This window comes from Pseudoalteromonas sp. P1-30 (genome assembly GCF_001400005.1).
Lineage (GTDB): Bacteria > Pseudomonadota > Gammaproteobacteria > Enterobacterales > Alteromonadaceae > Pseudoalteromonas > Pseudoalteromonas atlantica.
Genome location: NZ_LKBC01000002.1, coordinates 635359 through 659545 on the forward strand (window position 1 = coordinate 635359; position 24187 = coordinate 659545).

22 protein-coding genes are annotated in these 24187 nt (G+C 40.5%); 14 read left to right on the forward strand and 8 right to left on the reverse strand.

Annotated features, from left to right (window positions below; all coding sequences use genetic code 11):
* Positions 1-2 precede the first annotated feature (2 nt).
* Both AN395_RS06295 and AN395_RS06300 read left to right on the forward strand, forming a co-directional pair.
* Positions 3-1112, forward strand: a complete 1110-nt coding sequence (locus AN395_RS06295; RefSeq protein ID WP_054982427.1) for a GNAT family N-acetyltransferase/peptidase C39 family protein — start codon at positions 3-5, stop codon at positions 1110-1112.
* Positions 1113-1129: 17 nt separating this feature from the next.
* Complete coding sequence (locus AN395_RS06300) at positions 1130-1642, forward strand: MgtC/SapB family protein (RefSeq protein ID WP_054982428.1); 513 nt, start codon at positions 1130-1132, stop codon at positions 1640-1642.
* A gap of 44 nt (positions 1643-1686) precedes the next feature.
* Here the strand turns inward: AN395_RS06300 and AN395_RS06305 are convergent, their stop codons facing one another.
* Both AN395_RS06305 and AN395_RS06310 read right to left on the reverse strand, forming a co-directional pair.
* The gene (locus tag AN395_RS06305) at positions 1687-2913 is read right to left on the reverse strand and encodes an EAL domain-containing protein (RefSeq protein WP_054982429.1); all 1227 of its coding nucleotides are present in this window, start codon (positions 2911-2913) and stop codon (positions 1687-1689) included.
* Positions 2914-2988: 75 nt separating this feature from the next.
* Positions 2989-3999, reverse strand: a complete 1011-nt coding sequence (locus AN395_RS06310; protein ID WP_054982430.1) for a GlxA family transcriptional regulator — start codon at positions 3997-3999, stop codon at positions 2989-2991.
* Positions 4000-4123: 124 nt separating this feature from the next.
* Between AN395_RS06310 and AN395_RS06315 the strand changes: the two genes are divergently transcribed.
* The gene (locus AN395_RS06315; RefSeq protein ID WP_054982431.1) at positions 4124-6031 is read left to right on the forward strand and encodes a beta-ketoacyl synthase; all 1908 of its coding nucleotides are present in this window, start codon (positions 4124-4126) and stop codon (positions 6029-6031) included.
* 332 nt (positions 6032-6363) lie between these two features.
* Positions 6364-7389, forward strand: a complete 1026-nt coding sequence (locus AN395_RS06320; RefSeq protein ID WP_054982432.1) for an energy transducer TonB — start codon at positions 6364-6366, stop codon at positions 7387-7389.
* Between the two features lie 60 nt (positions 7390-7449).
* On the opposite strand, the gene AN395_RS06325 is transcribed toward AN395_RS06320, so the two are convergent.
* Together AN395_RS06325 and AN395_RS06330 are read right to left on the reverse strand one after the other, a co-directional pair.
* Positions 7450-8634, reverse strand: a complete 1185-nt coding sequence (locus AN395_RS06325) for a DUF1624 domain-containing protein (protein WP_054982433.1) — start codon at positions 8632-8634, stop codon at positions 7450-7452.
* 169 nt (positions 8635-8803) lie between these two features.
* Positions 8804-9220: an MgtC/SapB family protein gene (locus tag AN395_RS06330; RefSeq protein ID WP_054982434.1), complete on the reverse strand. Its 417-nt coding sequence runs from the start codon at positions 9218-9220 to the stop codon at positions 8804-8806.
* Positions 9221-9448: 228 nt separating this feature from the next.
* On the opposite strand from AN395_RS06330, the gene AN395_RS06335 reads away from it, so the two are divergent.
* On the forward strand, positions 9449-10942 hold the full coding sequence (locus tag AN395_RS06335; RefSeq protein WP_054982435.1) for a BCCT family transporter: 1494 nt from the start codon (positions 9449-9451) through the stop codon (positions 10940-10942).
* Between the two features lie 158 nt (positions 10943-11100).
* Entirely contained in the window at positions 11101-11475 is a 375-nt protein-coding gene (locus tag AN395_RS06340; protein ID WP_054982436.1) for a hypothetical protein, read from the forward strand.
* Here the strand turns inward: AN395_RS06340 and fghA are convergent.
* Positions 11429-12271, reverse strand: coding sequence for an S-formylglutathione hydrolase (gene fghA, locus AN395_RS06345; protein WP_004587829.1), 843 nt, complete (start codon positions 12269-12271; stop codon positions 11429-11431). The genes AN395_RS06340 and fghA overlap by 47 nt on opposite strands.
* A 68-nt stretch (positions 12272-12339) precedes the next feature.
* Positions 12340-13461, reverse strand: a complete 1122-nt coding sequence (locus AN395_RS06350; protein ID WP_004587830.1) for an S-(hydroxymethyl)glutathione dehydrogenase/class III alcohol dehydrogenase — start codon at positions 13459-13461, stop codon at positions 12340-12342.
* Positions 13462-13592: 131 nt separating this feature from the next.
* Between AN395_RS06350 and AN395_RS06355 the strand changes: the two genes are divergently transcribed.
* The 5 genes from AN395_RS06355 to AN395_RS06375 all read left to right on the forward strand — a co-directional run bounded on the left by AN395_RS06355 (position 13593) and on the right by AN395_RS06375 (position 18308).
* On the forward strand, positions 13593-14462 hold the full coding sequence (locus tag AN395_RS06355) for a LysR family transcriptional regulator (protein ID WP_029774426.1): 870 nt from the start codon (positions 13593-13595) through the stop codon (positions 14460-14462).
* A 125-nt stretch (positions 14463-14587) separates the two neighbouring features.
* Positions 14588-15805, forward strand: coding sequence for a lipoprotein-releasing ABC transporter permease subunit (locus AN395_RS06360; RefSeq protein ID WP_054982437.1), 1218 nt, complete (start codon positions 14588-14590; stop codon positions 15803-15805).
* Positions 15798-16496 (forward strand): lipoprotein-releasing ABC transporter ATP-binding protein LolD, encoded by a 699-nt coding sequence (gene lolD / locus AN395_RS06365; RefSeq protein ID WP_054982438.1) that lies wholly within the window; start codon positions 15798-15800, stop codon positions 16494-16496. Before AN395_RS06360 ends, lolD begins: the two co-directional genes overlap by 8 nt.
* Positions 16486-17730: a lipoprotein-releasing ABC transporter permease subunit gene (locus AN395_RS06370; protein WP_054982439.1), complete on the forward strand. Its 1245-nt coding sequence runs from the start codon at positions 16486-16488 to the stop codon at positions 17728-17730. The genes lolD and AN395_RS06370 overlap by 11 nt, the downstream gene beginning before the upstream one ends.
* Positions 17731-17843: 113 nt before the next feature.
* Positions 17844-18308 carry a DUF1456 family protein gene (locus AN395_RS06375; protein ID WP_054982440.1) on the forward strand — a complete coding sequence of 155 codons (465 nt, stop codon included), beginning with the start codon at positions 17844-17846 and terminating at the stop codon, positions 18306-18308.
* Between the two features lie 62 nt (positions 18309-18370).
* Here AN395_RS06375 and AN395_RS06380 read toward each other — a convergent pair whose 3' ends face one another.
* A complete protein-coding gene (locus tag AN395_RS06380; RefSeq protein WP_054982441.1) occupies positions 18371-20104 on the reverse strand; it encodes an AMP-binding protein in 1734 nt (577 codons plus the stop codon).
* Between the two features lie 305 nt (positions 20105-20409).
* Positions 20410-20856: a DUF3010 family protein gene (locus AN395_RS06385; protein ID WP_004587837.1), complete on the reverse strand. Its 447-nt coding sequence runs from the start codon at positions 20854-20856 to the stop codon at positions 20410-20412.
* 383 nt (positions 20857-21239) lie between these two features.
* Here AN395_RS06385 and thrS point away from each other — a divergent pair, with 383 nt between their 5' ends.
* The 3 genes from thrS to rpmI all read left to right on the forward strand — a co-directional run bounded on the left by thrS (position 21240) and on the right by rpmI (position 24182).
* Positions 21240-23150 (forward strand): threonine--tRNA ligase, encoded by a 1911-nt coding sequence (gene thrS, locus AN395_RS06390; protein ID WP_004587838.1) that lies wholly within the window; start codon positions 21240-21242, stop codon positions 23148-23150.
* 59 nt (positions 23151-23209) lie between these two features.
* Entirely contained in the window at positions 23210-23770 is a 561-nt protein-coding gene (gene infC, locus AN395_RS06395) for a translation initiation factor IF-3 (RefSeq protein ID WP_024034072.1), read from the forward strand.
* Positions 23771-23981: 211 nt separating this feature from the next.
* Complete coding sequence (gene rpmI / locus AN395_RS06400) at positions 23982-24182, forward strand: 50S ribosomal protein L35 (RefSeq protein WP_004587840.1); 201 nt, start codon at positions 23982-23984, stop codon at positions 24180-24182.
* Positions 24183-24187: the final 5 nt, after the last annotated feature.

A 24187-nucleotide genomic window follows, 5' to 3' on the forward strand; every position in this document is an offset into this window, starting at 1 on the left:
ACATGAGTAACCTGGTTATTCGAAAGGCTATTGGTAGTGATTTAACTGCACTGATTGACGTTGAAAACGCGTGCTTTAATAACGATAAATTGAGCCCGCGTAGTTTAAAGCGCTGGTTAAGTGCTAAGCACGGTATTTTGCTCGTTGCAGATAATGGCGAGCAAGTATGCGGCTATGGGCTGGTGTGGTGCCATAAAGGCACGGGTTTGGCGCGTTTATATTCGCTTGCTGTAAAACCAATAATGCAAGGTAAAGGCATTGCCAAAATGCTATTAGCTGCGCTTGAAAAACAAACCAGCGAGCGTGGGCGACTTTATTTACGTTTAGAAGTGGCCGTAAATAACGAAAGTGCGATTGGGCTATACAAAAGCTTGGGTTACAGAGTATTTGGCCAATATAGCGATTATTATGACGATCACAGTGATGCACTGCGAATGCAAAAAAATATTCGCCAAACGCGTGAGCTAAAAGTAGCGCGGTTAACGCCGTGGTACCAACAAACTACCGAGTTTACCTGTGGGCCTGCTGCGTTATTAATGGCAATGGGGGCACTTGAGCCAAAGACTGAGCTTAGCCAATCGCATGAGCTGGCACTTTGGCGTGAAGGCACCACCATTTTTATGACATCGGGTCATGGTGGTTGCCATCCGTTTGGTTTAGCGTTAGCGGCTAATAAACGCGGCTTTAAAAGCGAGGTAATGGTAAATACCACAGAGCCTTTGTTTTTAGATGGCGTACGCAGTGAAAATAAAAAAGTGGTGCTTTCAACAGTACACCAACAATTTGTAGAGGGTATAGCGCAGGCAAATATACCGCTTAGCTATAAAGATGTAGAGCTTGAGCATATTGAACAGTGGTTAAGCCAAGGCTTTAGTGTGCTGTTACTAATTAGCACATACCGGTTTGATGGTAAAAAATCACCTCATTGGGTATGTGTTACACACCTTGATGAGCACTGCGTGTATGTTCATGACCCATTTTGCGAGCCAGGCAGTGACAAACAGCTCGCAATAGATTGCCAGTACGTGCCTATAGCGCGCAGTGATTTTAGTAAAATGTCAGCATTTGGTAGCCAACGTTTAAGAACCGCAGTAGCCATTGCTAATAATTAATAGGTTTTAAGTAAAGAGTGACTTTTTTAGATTTAATTGATGTAGCCCCTTATTCGTGGGCGGCCATTGGTACCGCCGCTTTTTGCGGTGCAATAATTGGGTTAGAACGGCAATTGCGCGGTAAGCCTGTGGGTATTCGTACCTCTGCGCTCATAACGCTGGGCACGTATTTGTTTTTATCGACCGCGTTTAACTTACAAGGCGATGTGATTGATCATTCGCGTGTAGTGGGGCAAATAATTACAGGCATTGGCTTTTTAGGTGCAGGGGTCATGCTTGCAAAAGACGGCGCTGTAGTAGGGGTAACATCTGCTGCAACCATTTGGGTGCTTGCCTCAATTGGCGTAATGATAGCCACCGACAGTCTAGCTGCTGCCATTAAAATTTCGGTGCTGGTGGTTGGTATTTTATACGGTGTAGATGTACTGGAGGCAAAATTTAAAAGCCTAAGCAAAGGCGTGCACACTAAAGTAAAAAATTATCAAAAGCGTTACTACCGAAAAGACTTTAACGACACAGAAAGCCACTGATTTAACGCCACTAATTTAGTGGCGTTTTTATATGAGTGTATTAGCTAAAGCGTGACTGCTTGGTACTCTATTGCCTCGTTAATAGGCGCAGGGCGACCAATAAAGTAGCCTTGGACGTTATCTACTTTTAGCTGCCTCAATGTGAGAAGCTCTTCTTTATTTTCGATACCTTCAGCTACAATCGTACAATTAATTGCTTTTGCAAAACCACATAATGCTTTTGCGAGTAAAAACTTTCTTTGGTCGTTATTTATATTTTCAGTCAGGCTTATATCAAGTTTTATAATATCGGCTTCTAGCTCAAGTATGTGCTGAAAAGACGAAAATCCAGCGCCTACATCGTCAATAGCTAATTTTACGCCTTTATTTCTCAGTGGCTCAAGTGCCGCGCGCATAGCTTGGTAATCTAAAATAGGCGAGTGCTCTGTGACTTCTAATATAATGCGGGTGCAATCAACATTTTGTAGTACATTATTAATTGAGCCCGATAATATATGTGCAGGGGATGTATTTATAGTCACGTAGGCATGTGGGGCAAGTTCATCCATACAATGTAGGGTGTTTTGTATAGCAAGAATTTCCAGTGCTTCACCTAGCCCTAAGTTGTCGGCATCTTTAAACCATACATCGGGGGTTTTGTAAGGTTGAGTAAAAAAGCGTGAAAGCGATTCATAACCCGATAGCCGATTCGTCGCTAGGTTAAAAATTGGCTGAAAATAAATAGTGATGGCATTTGTTTTTATAATATTTTCAATCAGGATTTTTGTTTCATTACTTATGGTGTCTGATTGTGATCTTTGTTCAATGAGCTCGGTAGCAAGCTCTGAAATTAGTTTTAAAAAAGCCAGGTCTCTATCATTTAAGTTGTCATCAAATGTGGTTTTATAACAGCAAAAGGTACCGTACGTTTTGCCTGATGCTAAAACAATCGGCACACCTATGTAAGCGCCTATATTTAATTTTTTGGTGACCGGCATAGTCTTAGTAATAGGGTGTTTATGTGTGTTAGGAATTATTGGTTCAAGGTCGTTGTCTGAAATTTTTTTACAGTAAGTCTCACAAATAGGATCTGAATTACCTACTGATACGCAGTGGTTATTGGTATGATTATCGACCACCTTAAAAACCCGATCTGTTTGTGTAAATTCTGATATAAACGCCACATCCATTTTAAGATGTTTGCGCACAAGCGAAAGTAACCTTAATAACTTTTCGTCTACTGAGCCATTATTTTGTTGTTCAAAAAGGTGCTGTTTTATTTCATCGCTCATACAATAACCTAGCTAGGATTTTAGCTAATAGTGTAATTTATATAAGGAAAAAAGCCACTTAATTGCAGCTTTGTATTAGCCAAATAGTTTTCTTCGTACTACTTTTCTGTACTCGCTTGGCGTTTGGCTAAGCACTTTTTTAAACACGCGGGTTAAATGACCTTGGTCGTTATAGCCGACCTCAAGTGCCACCTCTTGAATCGTTAAATTAGATGAAGCTAATAGCTCTTTAGCGCCTTCTACCCGTAATTGTTGCCAATATTCTATAGGGCTTTGATTAGTCGCAAGCTTAAAGCGGCGGGTAAATGTACGATAACTCAAACTAAATTGTGCGGCTACTTCTTGTAAGTTTAACTCGCTGGCTAAATTAGTTTTAAGCCAAAACTGAATTTGCGCTATGAGTTCATCTGGATGGCGGTCAACCGCGCCTTCAAGGTAGCGCTGATCTTCGTATGGTTTACGTACTTCGTGCGAAAAGTTACGCTCTACATGTTGAGCTGCTGCTTTGCCATAGTATTGGCTAATAATATGAACGATTACATCGGCAAGGGCATTTAAACTTGCCACTGTATACATGCGCTCTGACTGGGTGATAAAAAAGTCGGGCTTTAAGCGCACTAACGGGTAGTCGTGGCTAAATTGTTTGGCGTAATGCCAATGGGTTGTTGCAGGGTGCCCATCAAGTAAGCCTGCCTCTGCAACTAAGCAATTACCCGTGCCTACACCAATTATATGACTGCCGGTTTCAAAGCTTTCTTGTAGCCATTCAACCACTTCTTTATTAGTACGTACTACAGGGCGAGGGTTTCGCCAAATCCCAGGTACAATAATTAAGTCGTTGTAGGGCGCGTTGTGTGTGGTGCAGTCGGGAACTATGGCAAGCCCAGTACGGTTTTGTATTGGCTCATTATTTTTAGCAATTAAATTTATACTAAGCGGTCTAAAATCCGTGTGGCTTAAATGGCCTTTTGCATATGCCTCACCCGCTCTTAGCATTTCAATAGGCAGTGTTAAACTGGTAATAAGTAAATGTGGGTACACCGCTATGGCAATATTTAACGCTGGATTTACTGATTTTTTATGCATGTGAATGCTCCGACCAGTACTTTTTGGCCTTTAATGCTGAATATTTGGCTATTAAAGCACAAAGTGTTGTGGTTAATCCAATTAAACTGTTGGCTTCTCCTATAACACGTTTTAAAGGTTAATTATGACAGCATTACCCGTAATAGTAGGCATGGGTGGTATTAACGCCGCTGGCCGTACTTCTTTTCATCAAGGTTACCGCCGTATCGTGTTAGACGCATTAAACGCACAAGCTCGTAGTGAAACATTTTTAGGCCTCGCCACATTAATGAACTTAGTACGCGTTGTTGATGGTCAATTACAAGACACAAACGGTAATAATGTTGAGCAAAGCGACATAGAAGCACGCTTTGGTGAGCAAATTATTGCTGGCACACTTATTCGTAAAATTGAAAAAGAACATTTTGACGCAGATGCCACGCCTTGGCAGCAAAAGATGACGTTAAAGTCCTCTGATGAAAACGCAATTGTATTTGAAACGCGCGCACGCGACTTACCAACCCCGGTGCCTGCCAGTTGGAAAGTTCAAGAGCTTGAAGGCAAAAAAGTAAAAGTGACTATAGCGGCAGAGCTAGATGTAAAATTAGATTCTACCCGTGATAACCCAATTAAATCGGCAGGGCAGTTTCCTACCGGGTTTGATCCGTCAATAATGTATAACAGCCGTTACCAGCCACGTGGTTTGCAAGCCACTATATTTGCAGCAAACGATGCTATTAAGTCAACTGGTCTTGATTGGCAACGCATAATGAATAGCGTAGAGCCAGATAAAATTGGTACTTATTCAGCCTCGGTTATTGGCCAAATGGACGACAAAGGATTAGGCGGTTTAGTTAAAGCACGCCAGCAGGGCGATCGTGTTAGTACAAAGCAATTAGCACTTGGCTTAAACACGATGTCGACTGATTTTATAAACGCATACGTTACAGGTAATGTAGGTACTACGTTTTCTACCTCGGGTGCATGTGCCACATTTTTATATAACTTACGCGCTGCAGTAAACGATATTCAAGCAGGGCGCACCCGTGTTGCGGTGGTAGCAAGTGTTGAATGCGCTATCACGCCTGAAGTAGTAGAAGGCTTTGGTAATATGAGCGCCCTTGCCAATGTTGAAGGTCTGCGCCGTTTAGATAATTTAAGCAGTGAACAAGAGCCAAATTACCGTAAAAGTAGCCGTCCATTTGGCGAAAACTGTGGTTTTACATTAGGTGAAGGCGCACAAGTGGCCATTTTAATGGAAGATGCGTTAGCACTTGAACTAGGTGCAGACATTATGGGCTCAGTACCGGATGTATTTGTAAATGCCGATGGTATAAAAAAATCAATCACCTCACCGGGCCCTGGTAACTACATTACAATGGCCAAATCTGCAGCGCTTGCAACAAGTTTATTAGGTAAAGAGGCGTTACAAAAGCGCAGCTTTATTTTAGCGCATGGTTCTAGCACGCCGCAAAATAGAGTAACAGAGTCACTTATTTACCATAAAGTGGCACAAACGTTTGCCATTGATAGCTGGAAAGTGACGGCGCCAAAAGCTTATGTAGGGCATACAATTGCCCCCGCCAGTGGCGATCAGCTCGCTATTGCGCTTGGTGTATTTAGCCATAATATTATGCCGGGTATTACTACCATAGATAAAGTTGCCGACGATGTTTATGCTGATCACTTAGATATACGTAACAGTCATTACGACTGTGGCGACATGGACATAGCCTTTATAAACTCAAAAGGTTTTGGCGGTAATAACGCCACTGCAACTGTACTTAGCGCTAAAGTAACACTACAAATGCTTGCTAAGCGTCATGGTGAAAAAGCGATGAATGATTACGCTGATAAAAACACATCCGTTGTTGCTGCGCAAAATACCTATAAAGCGCAAGCTGACCTTGGAAAGTACGAATTAGTATATCGTTTTGGTGATGGCGCCATTGACGATAACGACATTGTAATTGGCGAGGACGGCATAGAGCTTCCTGGTTTTGATAAAGCAATTTCGTTTAATACAACCAACTCCTATCAAGATATGTTTTAAGCACACATACTTGAATCCAAAGGCGCTGTTTAAGGCGCCTTTTTTTATGCCTGTGTCTTTTATAAAACCCATAATAATACCAATCCGTAATACTCAATCATTTTGCACGGCTAAACATGTCGCTACAAGCGTTAAAATTCTCAATTAGATTAATTAAATAGCGAATTTTTTACCTAGCTACAAACACGTTTTTCCAGCCTCATAATAGCTCACTTAATAAAGCAGATTGGTATAAAGTTGATTAAGAAATGACGTGTTTTTTATGGATTAACTTGCATTTATGGAGTACCTTTGTTTTTATAATAGAAACATAATCTAGGATGGATATATCGATGAAAAAACTTTTACTAGCACTTTCTCTCGCTTCAACCTTTACTCACTTATCAGTATCAGCAGATGATTTTGTAGCTGCTGAAATTATTAATAAAAATTACGACCAGCTCACTAATACCTCGCCGCGTGCATCGAGGTTAGAAGGGATTAATTTAAGTAGCTACGTGGTTGATGAAAACGGCCAGGTGAGTGATATCGAAATTGTGGCTTCGCTTGGTCAAAAAAAATATCAACGAGAAGTTCTCGATTATGTTTCTAAGCTTAATTATAAAAGTGCACAGATAAATGGCAGTGCCGTGCCTACGGCGAAAACTATTACGGTAAGCTCGCAAAATGTACATGCTAGTTTTTCTAACAATCAGGCATCCCCGGCGTTTTTTGACGATTATGAGAAAGCCAGCCAGCTTATTGATGATAAAAAGTACGATGAAGCTAAAACGTATATTACTGAGCTTGAAAACGAACACACTAAAAACACAGTCGAAATAGTTTTACTGACTTGGCTTAAAAGCCAACATAGCTACTTTGTGCAAGATTGGAAAAGCTTTGATAAGTCTATTTATGAAGCCTTTTTGTTTAGAGATAACTTACCGGATCAAATAAAAAAACGTGTTATTAAAAATGCCTTACAGTGGTTTATTTCAAAACAAGACTACTTACGTGCTTACGATGCAATTGATGCATTAGGCGATATTGAATCAATAACGTTTAGCGAGGAAAATAGAGCGCAATTACTTGCACAAGTGAATGACATTTATAAAAATTCTGGCGCTATAAATCAGCAAATAACGCTTGAGTCTGAAAAAGCGGTTTTACCTTTACTTTCTAAAGGTACGGTTGAACTTAGCGCGAGTAAACCGTTATCTAAAGTACAACTTCGCTGTGAAAACAAAGTCGTTAATTATAATACCAACGAGATTGATAAAATATTAATATCAAAAAATGATATTCGTTGTGGGCTATTAATTAAAAGTGCACAGGCGCAAACGGTTACTTTAAAACAAACTGGTGAAAGCTTTTTATAAAGTATTTTATTGGTAATAAACACTTAAATAAAAACCCCACAATATTATGTGGGGTTTTTGTTATATATATTTAGCAATTAGAGTGTGCTTATTATTGCGCTTCCAGCCTAAATAGCGTTTTGCAAGTAAAGTGGTTAAGCCTATAACCACAGCTATAAATAACAAAGTTGCGCCATAACTCATACCGTACCCCGGTGGAAGGCCTACTAATGTGTCGCCGTATGTCATATCGCTAAAACTAAGTCCTAAAACAGGGATAAGCAACCAAGCGACAGCGTGCAATAAATACAAATGTGCAAGGTATGAGAACATACTGGTTTTACCAAGCACTTGTAAAAAGTTGCGAGAAAAGTCGGCTTTAACATGGCTTAAAAGTTTAAGCGCAATTAGCCCAAGGCCTACGGTTAGCAACATAAATTGTAATGACAGTGGGTATTTAGTCGGGTTTAAAAACGACATAACAGTATTAATAGTATTGGTATGAATAGTAAATACTGAAGTGTCGCCGTATAAATTAAAACCGCGAAGCACAGTATATAAAGCAAGGCAGCTTGCACCTAATATAGCTGCATAATTCATCACCTGAGCTTTGTACTGGTGTTTTTTATAATATACCCCCGCGCAGTAAGCTAAAGCCATTAAACCTACAATGGGCGCAACTGGGTAAGTTGTTCTCATTCTTAAGCCCAAAGGTAGTTCAAGTACATTTTTTTGATGTGTAATAGACCAAAGTGTATGTGCAAACGTATTTGGCTCAAAGCTTACGCCATCAAATAGGTTATGGCCAAACACCAACAATAAAGCACTTATTAGCACTGCATAAATGCCTAATAAACGTAATAAGCCTAATATGACAAATCCCCAGCCTATCGCCCAAATGACCTGTGCGTATAACATTGGAAAAGCGGGGTTAAAGCTCCATGACCAGGAAACAATGGTAAATTCAAAAATGATTAGCACCAAACCACGGACAATTAAATTGTAAGAAAATGCCTTAGTTGAAGCGTATTTATGCTCGGTAACAGCTGCCGAAAGGCCTGCTAAAAAAACAAATAAAGGGGCGCAAAAGTGCGAAATAAAGCGGGTGAAAAAAGTAACAGGGCTGGTACCCGGAACCGTCATAGGATCGGTTACTGAGTAATTAAGACAATAATACATACCATGGTCAATCACCATAAATATAATGATAATGCCACGCAATGAATCAATATGATGCAACCGAGGGGCTGTAAAGTGAGACGACATTATTAAGCTCAAATATGTTGTATAAATTTGCCGATATTATATGTTATATAGTATCGTCATGCGAGCTTGAGCGCTTTTAAGCACCTTGATTTATTACATTAATTTAGGTTGCAGTAGTTACTCACAATTTATCTTCTTTTTAGTAATTTCATAATGGTACACCCTAGCATTACTTAAACTTTTTAATGTACCTCAGTGTTATAAAATTAATGATAGCTAGTAAAATTGCAATTTCGTAACGGCTGTAGGCAACCGCTATACCAATTAAACCCATATTCCATATGCTTGCTGCTGTTGCGGTACCCGATGTAGAGTTATTATTTTTTAAAATTGCACCACCGCCAATAAAGCCTATGCCGGTAATAATCCCTTGTAGCATTTTAGATTGTGCTTCTGCACCTTCTAGCACTGACATAGCAATTACCGCATAGCCACATGAGGCAACTGCAACAAGTGGAAAAGTCCTTAACCCTGCACCATGGTGGCTTCGCTCCCTGTCGTAAGCCATAGGCAGGGCGAGTATGTAGGCAATGCCAAGGTGTACTAAATTATCGATGATTTCGTTCCACTGTAAATCAATTTCCATAATGGTCTCTATTGGTTAAGGGTGTAAACTAATAGCAACCTATAGGCCAGCTTATTTTATTATATAAATTCAATGTGTTAAATCTAAATGTGAGATGCATTCATTAATTAATTGGTAACATTTACATAGTTAATTTACGCTTTTACAGATAAACCCTGCCTATGCGTTTAATTAATTATGCAAAGTGCGTATTATTTTATTATTAAACATAAATAAACAGTATTTCACTTGCCTTTACATACAACCAAGCTTGAAAAAACAGCGTTATTACTTTGCCTTACTCTTTGTGCTATTGCATTTTTGGCGCCTCAATTACTCACCAATCATTTGCAACCGCTTATAAATAACGCTTTAAGTTTTTTAGGGGCGCCGTTTTTTTTATTAGTAAATTTTTTATTACTTGCAGTTATCGTTATTGCCATAAGCCCGCTTGGGAGGCGAAAAGTAGGCGGTGACAATGCCCATATTGAATTTGGCTTATTTGGTTGGCTTTCTATGCTTTTTGCCGCAGGGATGGGGTCGGGTTTAATTTTTTGGGGAGTTGCAGAGCCTGCGTTGAATGTAGTCAACTCTCCTTTAAAACATACACTTTACCCTGACAAAGTAAGTAGTGCTTTAGCGCTGACGTTGGTTAACTGGGGGGCGCATGCGTGGGCTCTTTATGCAGTATTTGGGCTTGTGTTAGGTGGCTTAACAAAAAACAGTCATTGCAGTGGTGATATTAGCGCACCGGTAATCAGTGCATTAAAAGGCGCAATAAATATAAAATACCAAAACAGGCTTACCTTTATTGTTAAATTAGTGGCCGTGCTCGCCATTTTTTTTGGTGTGGTTGGGACAATTGCAAACTCTACGTTATTGCTACGCAAGGGAATTGAAATAAACTTAGGGATAGAGTCCGCGCTTGTATCTGGTTTTATCATAATCAGCTTAATTGTATTGCTGTATACAATATCGGCCAAGCTTGGGCTTAAAAAAGGTATTCAAACGCTGAGTAAGTTTAATGTTTGGCTAGCTTTTTTACTTTTATTGTGGCTGCTTTTGTTAATGCCCATACAGCCTATAATGGCTATTGCCATTGAGGGCACAAGGGATTACTTACGGCTTATTTTTACAGGGGCATGGCAATTACAAAGCCAACTTAATAACCCCGAGTGGGCAAATGGCTGGACCTACAATTATTATTTTTGGTGGTTAGCGTGGGGACCTTTTGTTGGCGTGTTTTTAGCTAAAATTAGCCAAGGCCGGCCAGTATGGCAATATATATTGGGCGTAGTTTTGCTACCTACGCTTGTGACTATTGTGTGGTTTAGTGTGTTTTCGGGCTCGGCTATCGCATGGGATAAAACCTACCATGCCGGTATTTTAGATGCCATTAAAGCCGACTACACCCAAGGGCTATTTATATTTTTTCAGCAGTTAGGCTGGCAAGGCGCCGTACTTATTTGGTCAAGCTTGTTACTGTTACTTATTTTTGTGGTTACCTCAGCCGATTCGGCCATATTAGTAATACGTGATTTAACAAATAGCAAAAAGGCAAAAGCATGGAGTATTTATGGTTGGTCACTCGCGCTTGGGCTTTGTGCCTTTATATTGCTGGTACAAAATAATGAGCCACTAAACAGAACCATTGCTATTATTGGCGCTTTACCGTTTTTAGTTATTTTTATTTTGCAGCTGGTGGGCTTTATAAAAGAGTGTATAAGTGAATTTAAGTATTAGGGCTTAAACCCATTTTATTAATAAAAGGATGACGCACTGTATTAAATTGTACGCTTAGGCCGTTCAAAATTAAGTATATAGAACAGGTATACATATTTTTACAATACTATTTTTAAAGATGTTTATAATTTAGGTAATGTTTTTGATCAGGATGAGTCATGAGAGCGCTAACTTTATGTTTATGTGTTATTTACCTAAGTGGCTGCACAGTCGCTGGTGTTATAATTGATGGGCAGGCACAGTCAAATGCACGCGCCAATAAATATAGTAATAGCCCAGCTCGCTCTGAGCCTTATAAAAATCCACTCGAACCTCTACCGAAAGACAAAAACGGGTTTAGTTTTACCGATATAGGGTTAAAAATAGATTCATTGCTGATCAATTTAGTAAAAGGTGAGGGCAATACGGTACAAGTGTGTAGGCAAGTGAGTAAAGTATTGAAAGAGTGTGTAGAAGTAGATAAGTCTGATCTACACACTAATGAGATTACGCAGTTAAAAACTGACTATGAAATGATAAGTGTTGGTCAATAAAGCTGCTTATAAAAAAGTAACTATGATCGTAGCCAGCTTGCATTTCAATGCTAAGCGGATAGCCTTTATTTTTAGCAACAGCCGCTAAATTTTGTGGCTTAAGTTGCTCCTCTAAAAACCCATCGGCATCGCCCTGTGTAACAAGCATGGGGAGAAAATCAGCCTGCTGCGCTTTTTTCATCAACTCGCACGAATCGTATTGAGCCCAGAGCTCTTTGTCAGTGCCTAAATAACCCGTAAATGCTTTCACGCCCCATGGGCAGTCAATTGGATTAACAATAGGGCTAAAGGCCGAAGCGCTAACAAACGCTTTAGGGTTTTTAAGTGCCACCATTAAAGCGCCGTGCCCGCCCATAGAGTGACCACTAATTGCTTTAGTACTGGTTACTGGGAAGTGTTGCTCAATAAGCATAGGTAGTTCATCAACTACATAGTCATACATATTAAAATGTGTATTGAACGGTGCTTGTGTTGCGTTTACGTAAAAGCCTGCGCCTTGGCCAAAGTCGTAGTTATCGTCATCAGGGACATTATCACCACGTGGGCTTGTATCAGGCGCTACAATTGCAATACCCAGCTCAGCCGCTTTTTTAAATGCGCCGGCTTTTTGCATAAAGTTTTCGTCTGTACAGGTTAAACCCGATAGCCAATAAAGTACCGGCACTTTATTTGTTTCGCTTGCGCCTGGGGGTAAAAATACCGCAAAACGCATTGTGCAATGGGTACTTGTTGCAGTGTGGGTGTACTGTTTGTGCCATCCACCTGCTACTTTTGTACTTGAGATATTCTCTAACATAAAAATCCTTAAAAGCCGCAAACAATTAAGTATTACGGCTTTTTAATACATAGGTTACCAATAGCGTATTAGTAGTGAATTACTGTACGAATACTTTTACCTTCGTGCATTAAATCAAACGCATCGTTAATTTCTTCAAGGCTCATGGTATGCGTAATAAAGTCGTTAAGGGCAAATTCGCCAGCCATGTAACGCTCAACTATTTCAGGTAACTGTGAACGGCCTTTAACGCCACCAAATGCGCTACCACGCCATACACGCCCTGTTACTAGTTGGAATGGACGGGTTGAAATTTCTTGGCCAGCACCGGCTACACCAATAATTACCGACTCACCCCAACCTTTATGACAACACTCAAGTGCTGAGCGCATTACATCAACGTTACCAATACACTCAAACGAGTAATCAACACCGCCATCGGTCATATCAACAATGACTTCTTGAATTGGCTTGTCGAAATCTTTAGGGTTTACTAAATCGGTTGCGCCAAGTTTTGTTGCAAGGTCAAATTTGCTGGTATTAATATCAACACCAATAATGCGACCCGCGCCGGCCATTTTTGCACCAATAATAGCCGATAAACCAATGCCACCTAAGCCAAAAATAGCCACGGTATCGCCAGGTTTTACGTTTGCAGTGTTTGTTACCGCGCCCATACCTGTGGTTACGCCACAGCCTAATAAACAAATTTCTTCAAGCGACGCTTCTTTGTTTACTTTTGCGAGTGAAATTTCTGGAAGTACTGTGTACTCAGAAAAAGTAGACGTACCCATGTAGTGATAAATTGGTTGGCCGTCTTTAAAAAAGCGTGTAGTGCCATCTGGCATAAGGCCTTTACCTTGTGTTTCGCGCACTGCTGAACACAGGTTAGTTTTGCCTGAAGTACACATTTTACATACGCCACATTCAGCGGTGTAAAGTGGAATAACGTGATCGCCTACTTCAACACTGGTTACGCCTTCGCCCACTGCATACACAACGCCTGCACCTTCGTGGCCTAAAATTGCTGGGAAAATACCTTCAGGATCTTCACCTGATAAAGTAAATGCATCAGTGTGACAAACACCAGTAGCGGTAATTTTTACCATTACTTCGCCTTTTTTAGGCATCATCACATCAACTTCTTCAACGCTTAGAGGTTGGTTTGGACCCCACGCAATAGCTGCTTTTGATTTTATAAATTCAGACATGTGTTTATCCTTTGTAGTGGTTTTAAATAACAATTGTAGACCCAATTTGTTTGGGTGATGGCTCCATTGTATTTGTTTCTCAAATAATGATAATCTCTGATTTATTAAAACACTTTTACAGTATGGTAATAATGGCGCGTTGGGATGGCATAGACGAATTTATAGCAGTGGGTGAAGAGGGCAGTTTTACAGCAGCGGCTAATGTACTGGGGTTGTCGGTTGCTCATATAAGTCGCCATGTAACGGCGCTGGAGCAGCGTTTAAATACCCAGTTACTCACCCGTACCACCCGCAAAGTGGTATTAACCAAAGAAGGTGAAGCCTTTTTACATCAAACTAAGCAATTACAACATGCTATGGACGATGCCACGCAAAGCTTAGCAACGCAGCAAACAACGCCTAAAGGTAAAATTAAATTAACAGCACCAGTTATGTATGGTGAAACTTTTATTATGCCCATTGTGCACAATTTCATGCACGCTCATCCTGAGGTCGAAGTTATTGCTACGCTTTCTAACGAGCAAGAAAATTTACTCGAAGGCGGGTTTGATTTAGCCATTCGGTTAGGGCATTTAAAAGATTCAAGCCACAGAGCACGGCGTTTAAGTGCTAGGCGCTTTATAATGTGTGCCTCCCCAGATTATTTATCCCGAGTAGGTGAGCCTCATACCCTAGGCGAGCTAAACCAACATCAATGTTTAATTGGTAACAGCAGTTACTGGCGAGTAAACGAAAACGGCCGCGATAAACACATTAAAATTGCAGGACGCTTGCGCTGTAATAGTGGTTGGGCATTAGTTGATGGTGCAAAAAAAGGCTTAGGAATAGTGCAGCTGCCAAATTATTACATTGAAAATGAGCTACGAACGGGCGAGCTTGTGCCAGTATTAACTTCTTATCAGCCAGATCAAGAAGGCGTGTGGGGAATTTACCCACCGCGTCAGTTTGTTGCCACCAACGTAAGAGTATTACTCGATTATTTAGTGGCTGGGCTTGAATAAAGCGCGCTTAAAATATAGCCAAGTATAAGATTTATAAATTATTTCTTACATTTATGGTCATATTCAATTCATCTTAGTTCGTGCTACTATAGCCGCACACTTTTAGCATAAATGTTTTAAATAATATGTTTCAACCGGTTAGCTTATTTATAGGGCTCAGATATAGCCGCTCCTCCAAAGGAAATGCGTTTATATCGTTTATCTCGTTTTTTTCTATTGCCGGAATAGCCATAGGGCTAATGGCCTTGTTCACTGTAAGCAGTGTAATGAATGGCTTTGAAAACAGTTTAAAAACAAATATGTTAGGGCTCATTCCTCACGTAGAAGTACAATCCAATAAACACACCAGCGAACAAATGACAGCGTTAAAAGCCGAATTAGAGCGCTCAGATTATGTAGATCACGTAAGCCTTTACCGCCACGGTGAAGCCATTTTGCAAACCAATAAAGATTTACACGGCGTATTACTGCAAGGCTTGTATGGCAATAACGGATCGCTATATAAAATTACCGATAAAGTTGTGCAGGGCGATTGGCAAAACGTTTTAAATAATAGCTACAACATAGCTATTAGCCGTTACTTAAGCCGAAAACTTGGCGTAGGTATGGGAGAAAAACTGCGCGTAATTATGCCTAACGCCTCTACTTACACGCCACTTGGGCGCGTACCTAGTCAGCGTTTATTTAAAATAGCCGCAATATACGAAACCGGCTCAGAGATAGATATGAGCCTTGCATTTACCAGCGGCGCATCTTTACAGCGGGTATTAAAGCTTAACAAAAATACCGCGCCTAACTTAAGTGTGTCGTTACATGAACCCTTTGAATTAGCGCAATTTACAAAGGACAGCCAGCACACTTTACGCGATTACCAAGTAAGTGACTGGCGCAGTAGCCAAGGTACTTTATTTGCCGCGGTTGCCATGGAAAAACGTATTATGTCTATGTTGTTAGGGCTGATTGTATTAGTGGCTGTATTTAATATTGTTTCGGCACTGACTATGATGGTGAGTGAAAAACAAGGCGAAGTGGCGATATTACAAACCTTAGGTTTAACGCCTTCACAAGTACAAAAAGTGTTTATGGTGCAAGGCTTGTATAACGGGGTTATTGGCACCGCGATAGGGGCACTTTTAGGTGTATTGTTTAGCTTATATATTAATGAACTACTCGCTGCTGTGGGGCTAAACCTACTAGCAGGTGTAGAGCTTCCGGTAAAATTTAATGTGTTAAGCCTCGTTATTATTGCGCTTAGCAGTATTGCAATGAGCTTTTTAGCCACTTTATATCCTGCGCGCAAAGCCGCAAAAGTAAAACCAGCAGAGGTATTGCGTTATGAATGATTTAGTTATTAGCTGTCAAAACTTAAGTAAAGTTTATCAAGATGGCCAAAACCAAGTAGAAGTATTAAAAGGGGTGGACTTATCTCTTAACCAAGGTGATATGCTGGCTATAGTAGGCAGCTCAGGCTCAGGGAAAAGTACCTTATTGCATATTTTAGGAACCCTTGATACGGCTACATCGGGTAGCGCTAAAATAAAAAATCAAGACGTTGCTAAATTATCGCGAACAGAGCAAGCGGCGTTTAGAAATAAAAACTTGGGCTTTATTTATCAGTTTCACCATTTATTAATGGAATTTAGTGCGGTTGAAAACGTGGCTATGCCGCTTCTAATTAAAGGGCTCAACGCAAAAGAGTCGAAAGAGCAAGCCCTGCAAATGCTAGATAAAGTAGGCCTAGCGCATCGCAGTGAGCATAAACCTTCGGCACTGTCTGGTGGAGAGCGCCAGCGTGTTGCTATTGCTCGTGCTTTAGTGACTAAACCCGCATTAGTGTTAGCCGACGAACCTACCGGTAACCTTGATAAGCAAAACGCGATTAAAATTTACGATTTAATTAATGAGCTAAATAAAAGCTTAAATACTAGTTTTGTGGTGGTTACTCACGACTTAGAGCTTGCAGACAAACTAGGAAAAATTGCGTATTTAGATGATGGGAAACTTGCTATAAAAGAGTCGCACTATGTTGCTTAGTTTATTTTTAAGTGAACGTTTTAGAGCGTATTCTGGCCATAAAGACGAAAAAAACGCATTTGTAAGCTTTATTGCCAAAGCCTCTACTGTTGGTATTTTATTAGGGGTGGCGGTGTTAATTGTTGCGCTTTCGGTTATTAATGGCTTTGAGCAGCAATTAGTGCATCGTTTATTAAGTGTGGTACCGCAAGTTGAATACGTAGCGCCTAGCCGACCGATTGCTGATTGGCCTAACAAAGTAGAAAAACTTAGAGCAGAGCCTCATGTTACAGGTGCTGCGCCATTTATAGCAGTAAATGGTATGGCGCAATTTAAAAGCCAGCTAAAAGCGGTAGAAATACGCGGCGTTGAACCTAGCTATGAAGGGAATGTATCGGCCATAAATCAATTTACCAAAGGCACACTGGTTAGTCAGCTGCGCACGAATGACGTTATTTTAGGCAAGCAAATTGTAAAGCAATTAGGCGCTAATATAGGCGATAATATTACTTTACTCATTCCTAAAATTAGCGAGCAAGGCAAGTCTCTATTAGCCCCTAAACGCGTAACGTTAACACTTGCGGGCATTATAGAAATGGGTGGGCCAATTGACAGTAGCGCTGCATTTATTCACTTAAATAAAGCACAGTCAGTTTTAGGTTACGACGCCAGCCAAGTGACAGGTTTACGATTGAGCGTAGATGATGTGTTTGCTGCGCATCAAATTGCACTGCGAGTAGGGCAAACTATTAGTGATTATGTGTATGTCTCTAGCTGGTTTAGAACGCAAGGTAGCCTGTATCAAGATATTCAAATGGTACGCACAATTGTGTACATTGTGGTGTTTTTAATTATAGCGGTAGCTAGTTTTAACATTGTATCGTCGCTTGTAATGGAAGTGCGCGAAAAACAAGGCAACATAGCTATTCTAAAAACTATGGGTGCTAAAGACAGTACCATTTTAGCTACCTTTGTCATGCAAGGTTTAACGCAAGCCTTTGTTGGCGTGTTACTTGGCACACTAGTTGGGGTTATATTAGCGCTTAACATTAGTGAGCTGTTTACATGGGTTAGCCAGTTATTTGCAGCTAATCCGCTTGAAGGTGTTTATTTTATTGAATTTTTACCCAGTAAATTAGTACTCAGTGATATTGGAATAACAGTTATTGTTACCTTTGTTTTAGCTGTACTTGCTACTATTTACCCAGCGTGGCAAGCAACTCGAGTCGACCCTGCCAAGGTACTGGGTAATTAACAACTCTTTATAGTGTAAATATCAATAGGGCAGCGTGCCTTAAGCTGCTAAACTGCGCGCTCATTTAAGGTGGGCGCTCTAATTTAGCCTCGCTCTCAACTCAGGAAATTACTTTGACAAATAACGATATTTTACGCCGTGTTCGCTATACCTTTAATTTAACCGATACTGCCATGGTCGGTATTTTTGCTGCCGCAGAGGCTACAGTTACCACTGAGCAAGTCGTTGCATGGTTAACAAAAGAGGGTGAGCAAGGGTTTGTTAAAATGTCAGACACTGAGTTTGCTACGTTTTTAAATGGCTTTATTAATACTAAGCGTGGCAAGCGCGAAGGCCCACAGCCAGTGCCAGAGGCTAAGTTAAATAATAATATTATTTTTATGAAGCTACGTATTGCTTTAAACATGAAAGCAGAAGATGTAATAGCAACACTTGCACAGGTTGACTTTGAATTAAGTAAACATGAGCTCAGTGCGTTTTCTCGCAAAGTAGAAAATAAACATTACCGTGTGTGTAACGACCAAGTTTTGCGTTTGTTTTTAACAGGTGTTCAGCAGCAGTATCGCCCTGCAGAGTAGATAAATTATTTAACGCTAAAAGCTCAGCAATTGCTGAGCTTTTTTGTAGTTAATGTTTGCGGTTAAGAAAAGGCCTTATCAGTAAGAGATTGCTGCATTTGCTCTCGCATTTTAAACTTTTGCAGTTTACCTGTTACTGTCATTGGGTAACTCTCTACAAAGCGAATATAACGGGGCATTTTAAAATAGGCGAGTTTGTCTTTTAAAAATGCACGTATTGCTTGCTCATCAAGTACTGCATCTTCTTTTGGCTGGATCCACGCACACACTTCTTCGCCGTACTTCTCATCACTAATACCAAATATAGCGGCATCTTGAATACCTGGGTAAGTGTAAAGAACCTCTTCAATTTCGCGTGGGTAAATGTTTTCGCCACCTCGAATGATCATGTCTTTAATGCGGCCAACAATACTCACAAACCCTTCGCTGTCCATTACCCCTAAATCACCAGAGTGTAACCAGCCTTCGTCATCTATAGTGGCTTTTGTTTTTTCTTCGTCATTCCAATAGCAGCGCATTATACCGGCGCCCTTACTGCATACCTCACCAGGTACACCTATTTTTTGAATGTTACCCAGTTCGTCAATAATTTTAACTTCAGTGTGAGCAAGGGCTCGGCCAACGGTTGTTACTTGGCGCTCTATTGATGAGTCGGTTTCGGTTATATTGTTGATTGGGCTGCACTCAGTTTGCCCATACGCAATTAATACTTGATGCATGTTCATTTGTGTTTGGACTTTACGCATGACTTGCTCAGGGCACGTTGAGCCCGCCATTACACCAGTGCGTAAAGTGCTGAGGTTATAATTGGTAAAATTAGGCAGCTCTAGTTGGCTAATAAACATAGTCGGCACACCATGCAGCGCGGTACAGCCCTCTTGCTGCACAACATCAAGTGTGGTTTTTGCATCAAACGCATCGCTTGGGTATATAGCTGCGGCGCCTTTACTTACACATAACAGGCTGCCAAGCACCATCGCAAAACAATGATACAGAGGCACAGGTATGCACAGCTTATCTTGCGCTGTAAAATGCATAGCCTCTGCAACAAATAGCGCATTATTTAGTATGTTTTTATGGGTGAGTGTAGCGCCTTTAGGGTTGCCCGTGGTGCCAGAGGTAAACTGTATATTTATGTCTTGATCCGCGTTTAAATTTGCTGCAATCGCATTTAATTCAAGCTTGTGGGCTGGGGTAGCAAAATTCATCACATCAGCAAACGTAAACATACCAGGGCTTTTTTCATTGCCAATGCGTATTACATTTTTAAGGCTAGGTAGGGCATGTGCATTTAGCTCACCGGGTTCACATTGGGTAAGTTCAGGCGCTAAGCTGTTAAGCATGTCTATATAATTGCTGCCTTTAAAATGTGACGCGGTAATTAATGTGCTGCATTCTACCGAGTTCAAAGCATAGGCTAACTCGTTTGGTCTGTAGGCAGGGTTAATGCACACCATAATGGCACCTATTTTGGCGCTCGCAAATTGGATTAAACACCACTCAATGTTATTAGGTGACCATATTCCTACTCTATCTCCTGGTTTAACGCCGATTGCTAGTAGCCCCATAGCGAGTTGATTAACTTCATTTTGAAATACTTTATACGTTAAGCGTACATTTTGATGGCTAACAACGACAGCGAGCGAATCAGGGTGTTTGTCGACAATAAAGTCAAAGTACTCGCCAATCGTTTTTTCCGTTAGCGGCGTGCTTTGCGCACCTTTAAAATAGCTTTTTGTGAGCGGTAATGTGTTTATTTGTTCTACTTCTTTTACCGAGCGCGATGGTGTGTGCATATGCTTCTCCGTATTAATGTGTGTCAGTTACTTATATCAATCCGTGCTGATAAGACAGTTTTCATTTGCTTAGCCACGAATAGCTGTGTAGCTAAATAAAAAATAGTTAAGCGAATTGATATAGGCTGTAGTTAAAATAAACACAAATTGTCGACAAAGAAAGGGTGGTTAGACTAATGTACTAAGCATAAAGAAAAGTTAAATGAAACGTTTTACAGAGGGGCAATAAAAACTAACTTTTATAAAGGCATAAAAAAACGCCACTAAATGGCGTTTTTTATAGTTTATTTTAATCGCTGTGTGACTTATAGCTCGTCACTGCGGTAGGTTTTTTTCATAATGTATACATAGGCATTAACAAAAGCGTTTTCTTGGTACTTTTTAAGGCCTGTATCTTCAAAAGCAATAGGTATAGGGTTGCGTTTAAGCTGCTCTTTAATTTCGGTCGTTGAGAACACGCGAACGTCTAACTCTTCAATTAATTGAATCGCTGTTTCCATTTTAAAGCCCTTTGCACTGCCTGCAAATTTACCTTTAGGTTGGCGCTCACGAATGGCAACAGAATCAATTTGGTAATCTTGCATTAGTTTTGCAAAATCAAATTGAAATTTACGCATTATTTCAGTGTCGTTACCGTTACCTAAGGTAAAGCGTGTTTGGCGCACATCGCGAATATCAAATACGTCGTTATCTTTACTTAAAATACAAAGTAGTACATCACTACCGGTAATTTCTACACCACATGTTCTCATTGCTGTTCTCTAATATAACTTAATTGCTTGGTATTATACCCAACATCTAATAAATTGCGAGAGCAAGGCGGTGTAGGTGCATTTTAATAATCAGTAAACTCAAGTTGTCACATGCTTAATTTAAATTAGCGAGCGAAAAACAAAAAAATGACAATTTTAGGTGAAATTTCAAGTAATGAGCGCGCTTTAAACTTGTAATTGATACTCTATCACGCGACAATATCTTTTTTGTAGTTGAGCAGACTCAGCATCTACATTAGTCATTTATGGCGAAAAATAGTCAATGCTTATTCGTAAAAGCGTTGTCGAGTCATTCTCATTTAATTTATTTAAAAATACACGTGATACATTGTAGGTGTCACCACTGTATGTAAGGATTTATAATGCCAGTTATTACTCTTCCTGACGGCAGTCAGCGTAGTTTTGAAAACCCTGTAAGTACTCTTGATGTAGCTAACGACATTGGCCCAGGCCTAGCTAAAGCAACCATTGCTGGTCGCGTTAATGGCGAGCGTGTTGATGCGTGCGATATGATCAACGAAGATTCGCGTCTTGAGATCATCACCGCAAAAGATGACGATGGCCTAGAAATTATTCGTCACTCGTGTGCTCACTTAATCGGTCACGCAGTTAAGCAGCTTTTCCCAGACGCTAAAATGGCTATTGGTCCAACTATTGATAACGGTTTTTACTACGATATTGATATGGAACATTCTTTGTCTCAAGAAGACTTAGACGCCATTGAAAAGCGTATGTTGCAACTTGCAAAAACAAACTACGACGTAGTGAAAAAAAATGTAAGCTGGCAAGAAGCACGCGATACGTTTGAAGCGCGTGGCGAAACATACAAAATGGAAATTTTGGACGAAAACATCGCAAAAGATGATCGCCCAGGATTATACCACCACGAAGAATACGTAGACATGTGTCGTGGTCCGCACGTACCAAACATGAAATTCTGCCAAAACTTCAAAATAATGAAAGTAGCTGGCGCTTACTGGCGTGGCGACTCTGAAAACAAAATGCTACAGCGTATTTACGGCACAGCGTGGGGCGATAAAAAGCAGCTTAAAGCGTACCTTAAACGCTTAGAAGAGGCTGAAAAACGCGATCACCGCCGTATTGGTAAAGCGCTTGATTTATGGCACTGGCAAGAAGAAGCGCCAGGTATGGTATTTTGGCACAACGATGGTTGGAGCATTTACCGCGAGCTTGAAGAATTTGTTCGTGAAAAACTGCGTGAGTACAGCTACGAAGAAGTTAAAGGTCCAATGATGATGGACCGCTCTTTGTGGGAAAAATCAGGTCACTGGGAAAAATACTCAGACGCCATGTTTACCACAGAGTCTGAAAAACGCGAATACGCTATAAAACCAATGAACTGCCCAGGTCACGTGCAAATTTTTAACCAAGGTTTAAAATCGTACCGTGATTTACCACTGCGTATGGCTGAGTTTGGTTGTTGTCACCGTAACGAACCATCAGGCGCTTTACACGGCTTAATGCGTGTACGTGGCTTTACACAAGATGATGCTCACGTGTTCTGTACAGAAGAGCAAGTAATGGACGAAGTTTCAGCGTGTATTAAGATGGTTTATGATACATATGAGACATTCGGTTTTGACAAAATTGTAGTTAAGCTTTCTACGCGTCCTGAAAAACGCATCGGCGATGATGAAATTTGGGACAAAGCAGAGGTTGCATTAGCCGATGCACTTAAAGCAAACGACATTGAATTTGATTACCTACCAGGTGAAGGTGCCTTTTACGGACCTAAAATTGAATTTACTTTGTACGATTGTTTAGACAGAGCGTGGCAATGTGGTACAGTGCAACTCGACTTTGCATTACCGGGTCGTTTAGGCGCTACTTATGTAGCAGAAAATAACGAACGACGCACTCCAGTTATGATACACCGTGCTATTTTAGGCTCAATTGAGCGCTTTATCGGTATTTTAACTGAAGAATACGCTGGTTTATTCCCAACGTGGCTTGCTCCAAAGCAAGTGGTAATTATGAACATTACCGATAAACAAGCAGATTACGTGCACGAAATTGTACAAAAATTAAATAAACTTGGAATTAGAGCCGCTGCTGACTTGAGAAATGAGAAGATTGGCTTTAAAATCCGAGAACATACACTTAAGCGTATTCCTTACTTACTCGTTGTTGGCGATAAAGAAGTTGAACAACAGGAAGTAGCAGTACGTACCCGCACAGGTGAAGACCTAGGCAAATTTAATGTTGATGATTTTGTAGCTAAAATTAGCGAAGAAATTAAAAATCGACAGTAAAAATCGAGCGTGTAGGGCAATCACAAACAGCCAACTACACGCTTATATTATTGATATTCTTGGAGGAACGTACCATTAGAGGCGGCAAGAAAGGGCAACAAACAGCTCAAAAAAATCGTATTAACGAAGAAATTACAGCTCAAGAAGTTCGTTTAATCGACATCGAAGGCGAACAAGCTGGAATTCAGTCATTAAAAGACGCACAAGCTATGGCTGATGCAGCGGGTGTTGATCTTGTAGAGATTAGCCCAAACGCTGAGCCGCCTGTTTGTAAGGTTATGGACTACGGTAAGTTCATCTTTGAAAAAAGCAAAGAACTAAAAGAGCAGAAGAAGAAGCAAAAGCAAATCCAGATTAAAGAAATCAAATTCCGTCCTGGCACGGATGAAGGTGACTATCAGGTTAAGCTGCGCAACTTACGTAAGTTCTTAGAAGCTGGCGATAAAGCTAAGATTACTATCCGCTTCCGTGGCCGCGAAATGGCTCACCAAGAAATTGGTATCGAATTATTAAACCGTGTTAAGGCTGATTTAGAAGAACTTGCAGTAGTTGAGTCTTTCCCAAATCGTGTTGAAGGCCGCCAAATGGTTATGATGATGGCGCCTGTTGCTAAAAAATAATTTTTAAGCGATAATACGCACCGAATTTAGCGCAGGTACCCAAGTAATATGCAAATATTCACCTGTGCTAACCGGTTTTAAAGTAAAATTGCGGCATTTTTGCTGGGTTTTCACCGGAATATGGCAGTAAGTTAGGCCTAAAAGTGGAGCTATAGAAATATATCTCACGCCTGCTTACTAATTTTTAAGCAATACATTTGGAGTTATTGCAATGGCTTATAAGCTAAAAAGTCACAGAGGCGCTGCTAAGCGTTTCAAGAAAACTGCTTCTGGCGGTTTCAAGCGTAAACAAGCGCATCTTCGTCACATTCTGACTAAGAAAACTTCTAAGCGTAAGTTACACCTACGTCCTAAGATGATGGTTCATAAAAATGACCATGGTCTAGTTTCACGTATGTTACCATTCGCTTAATAGGG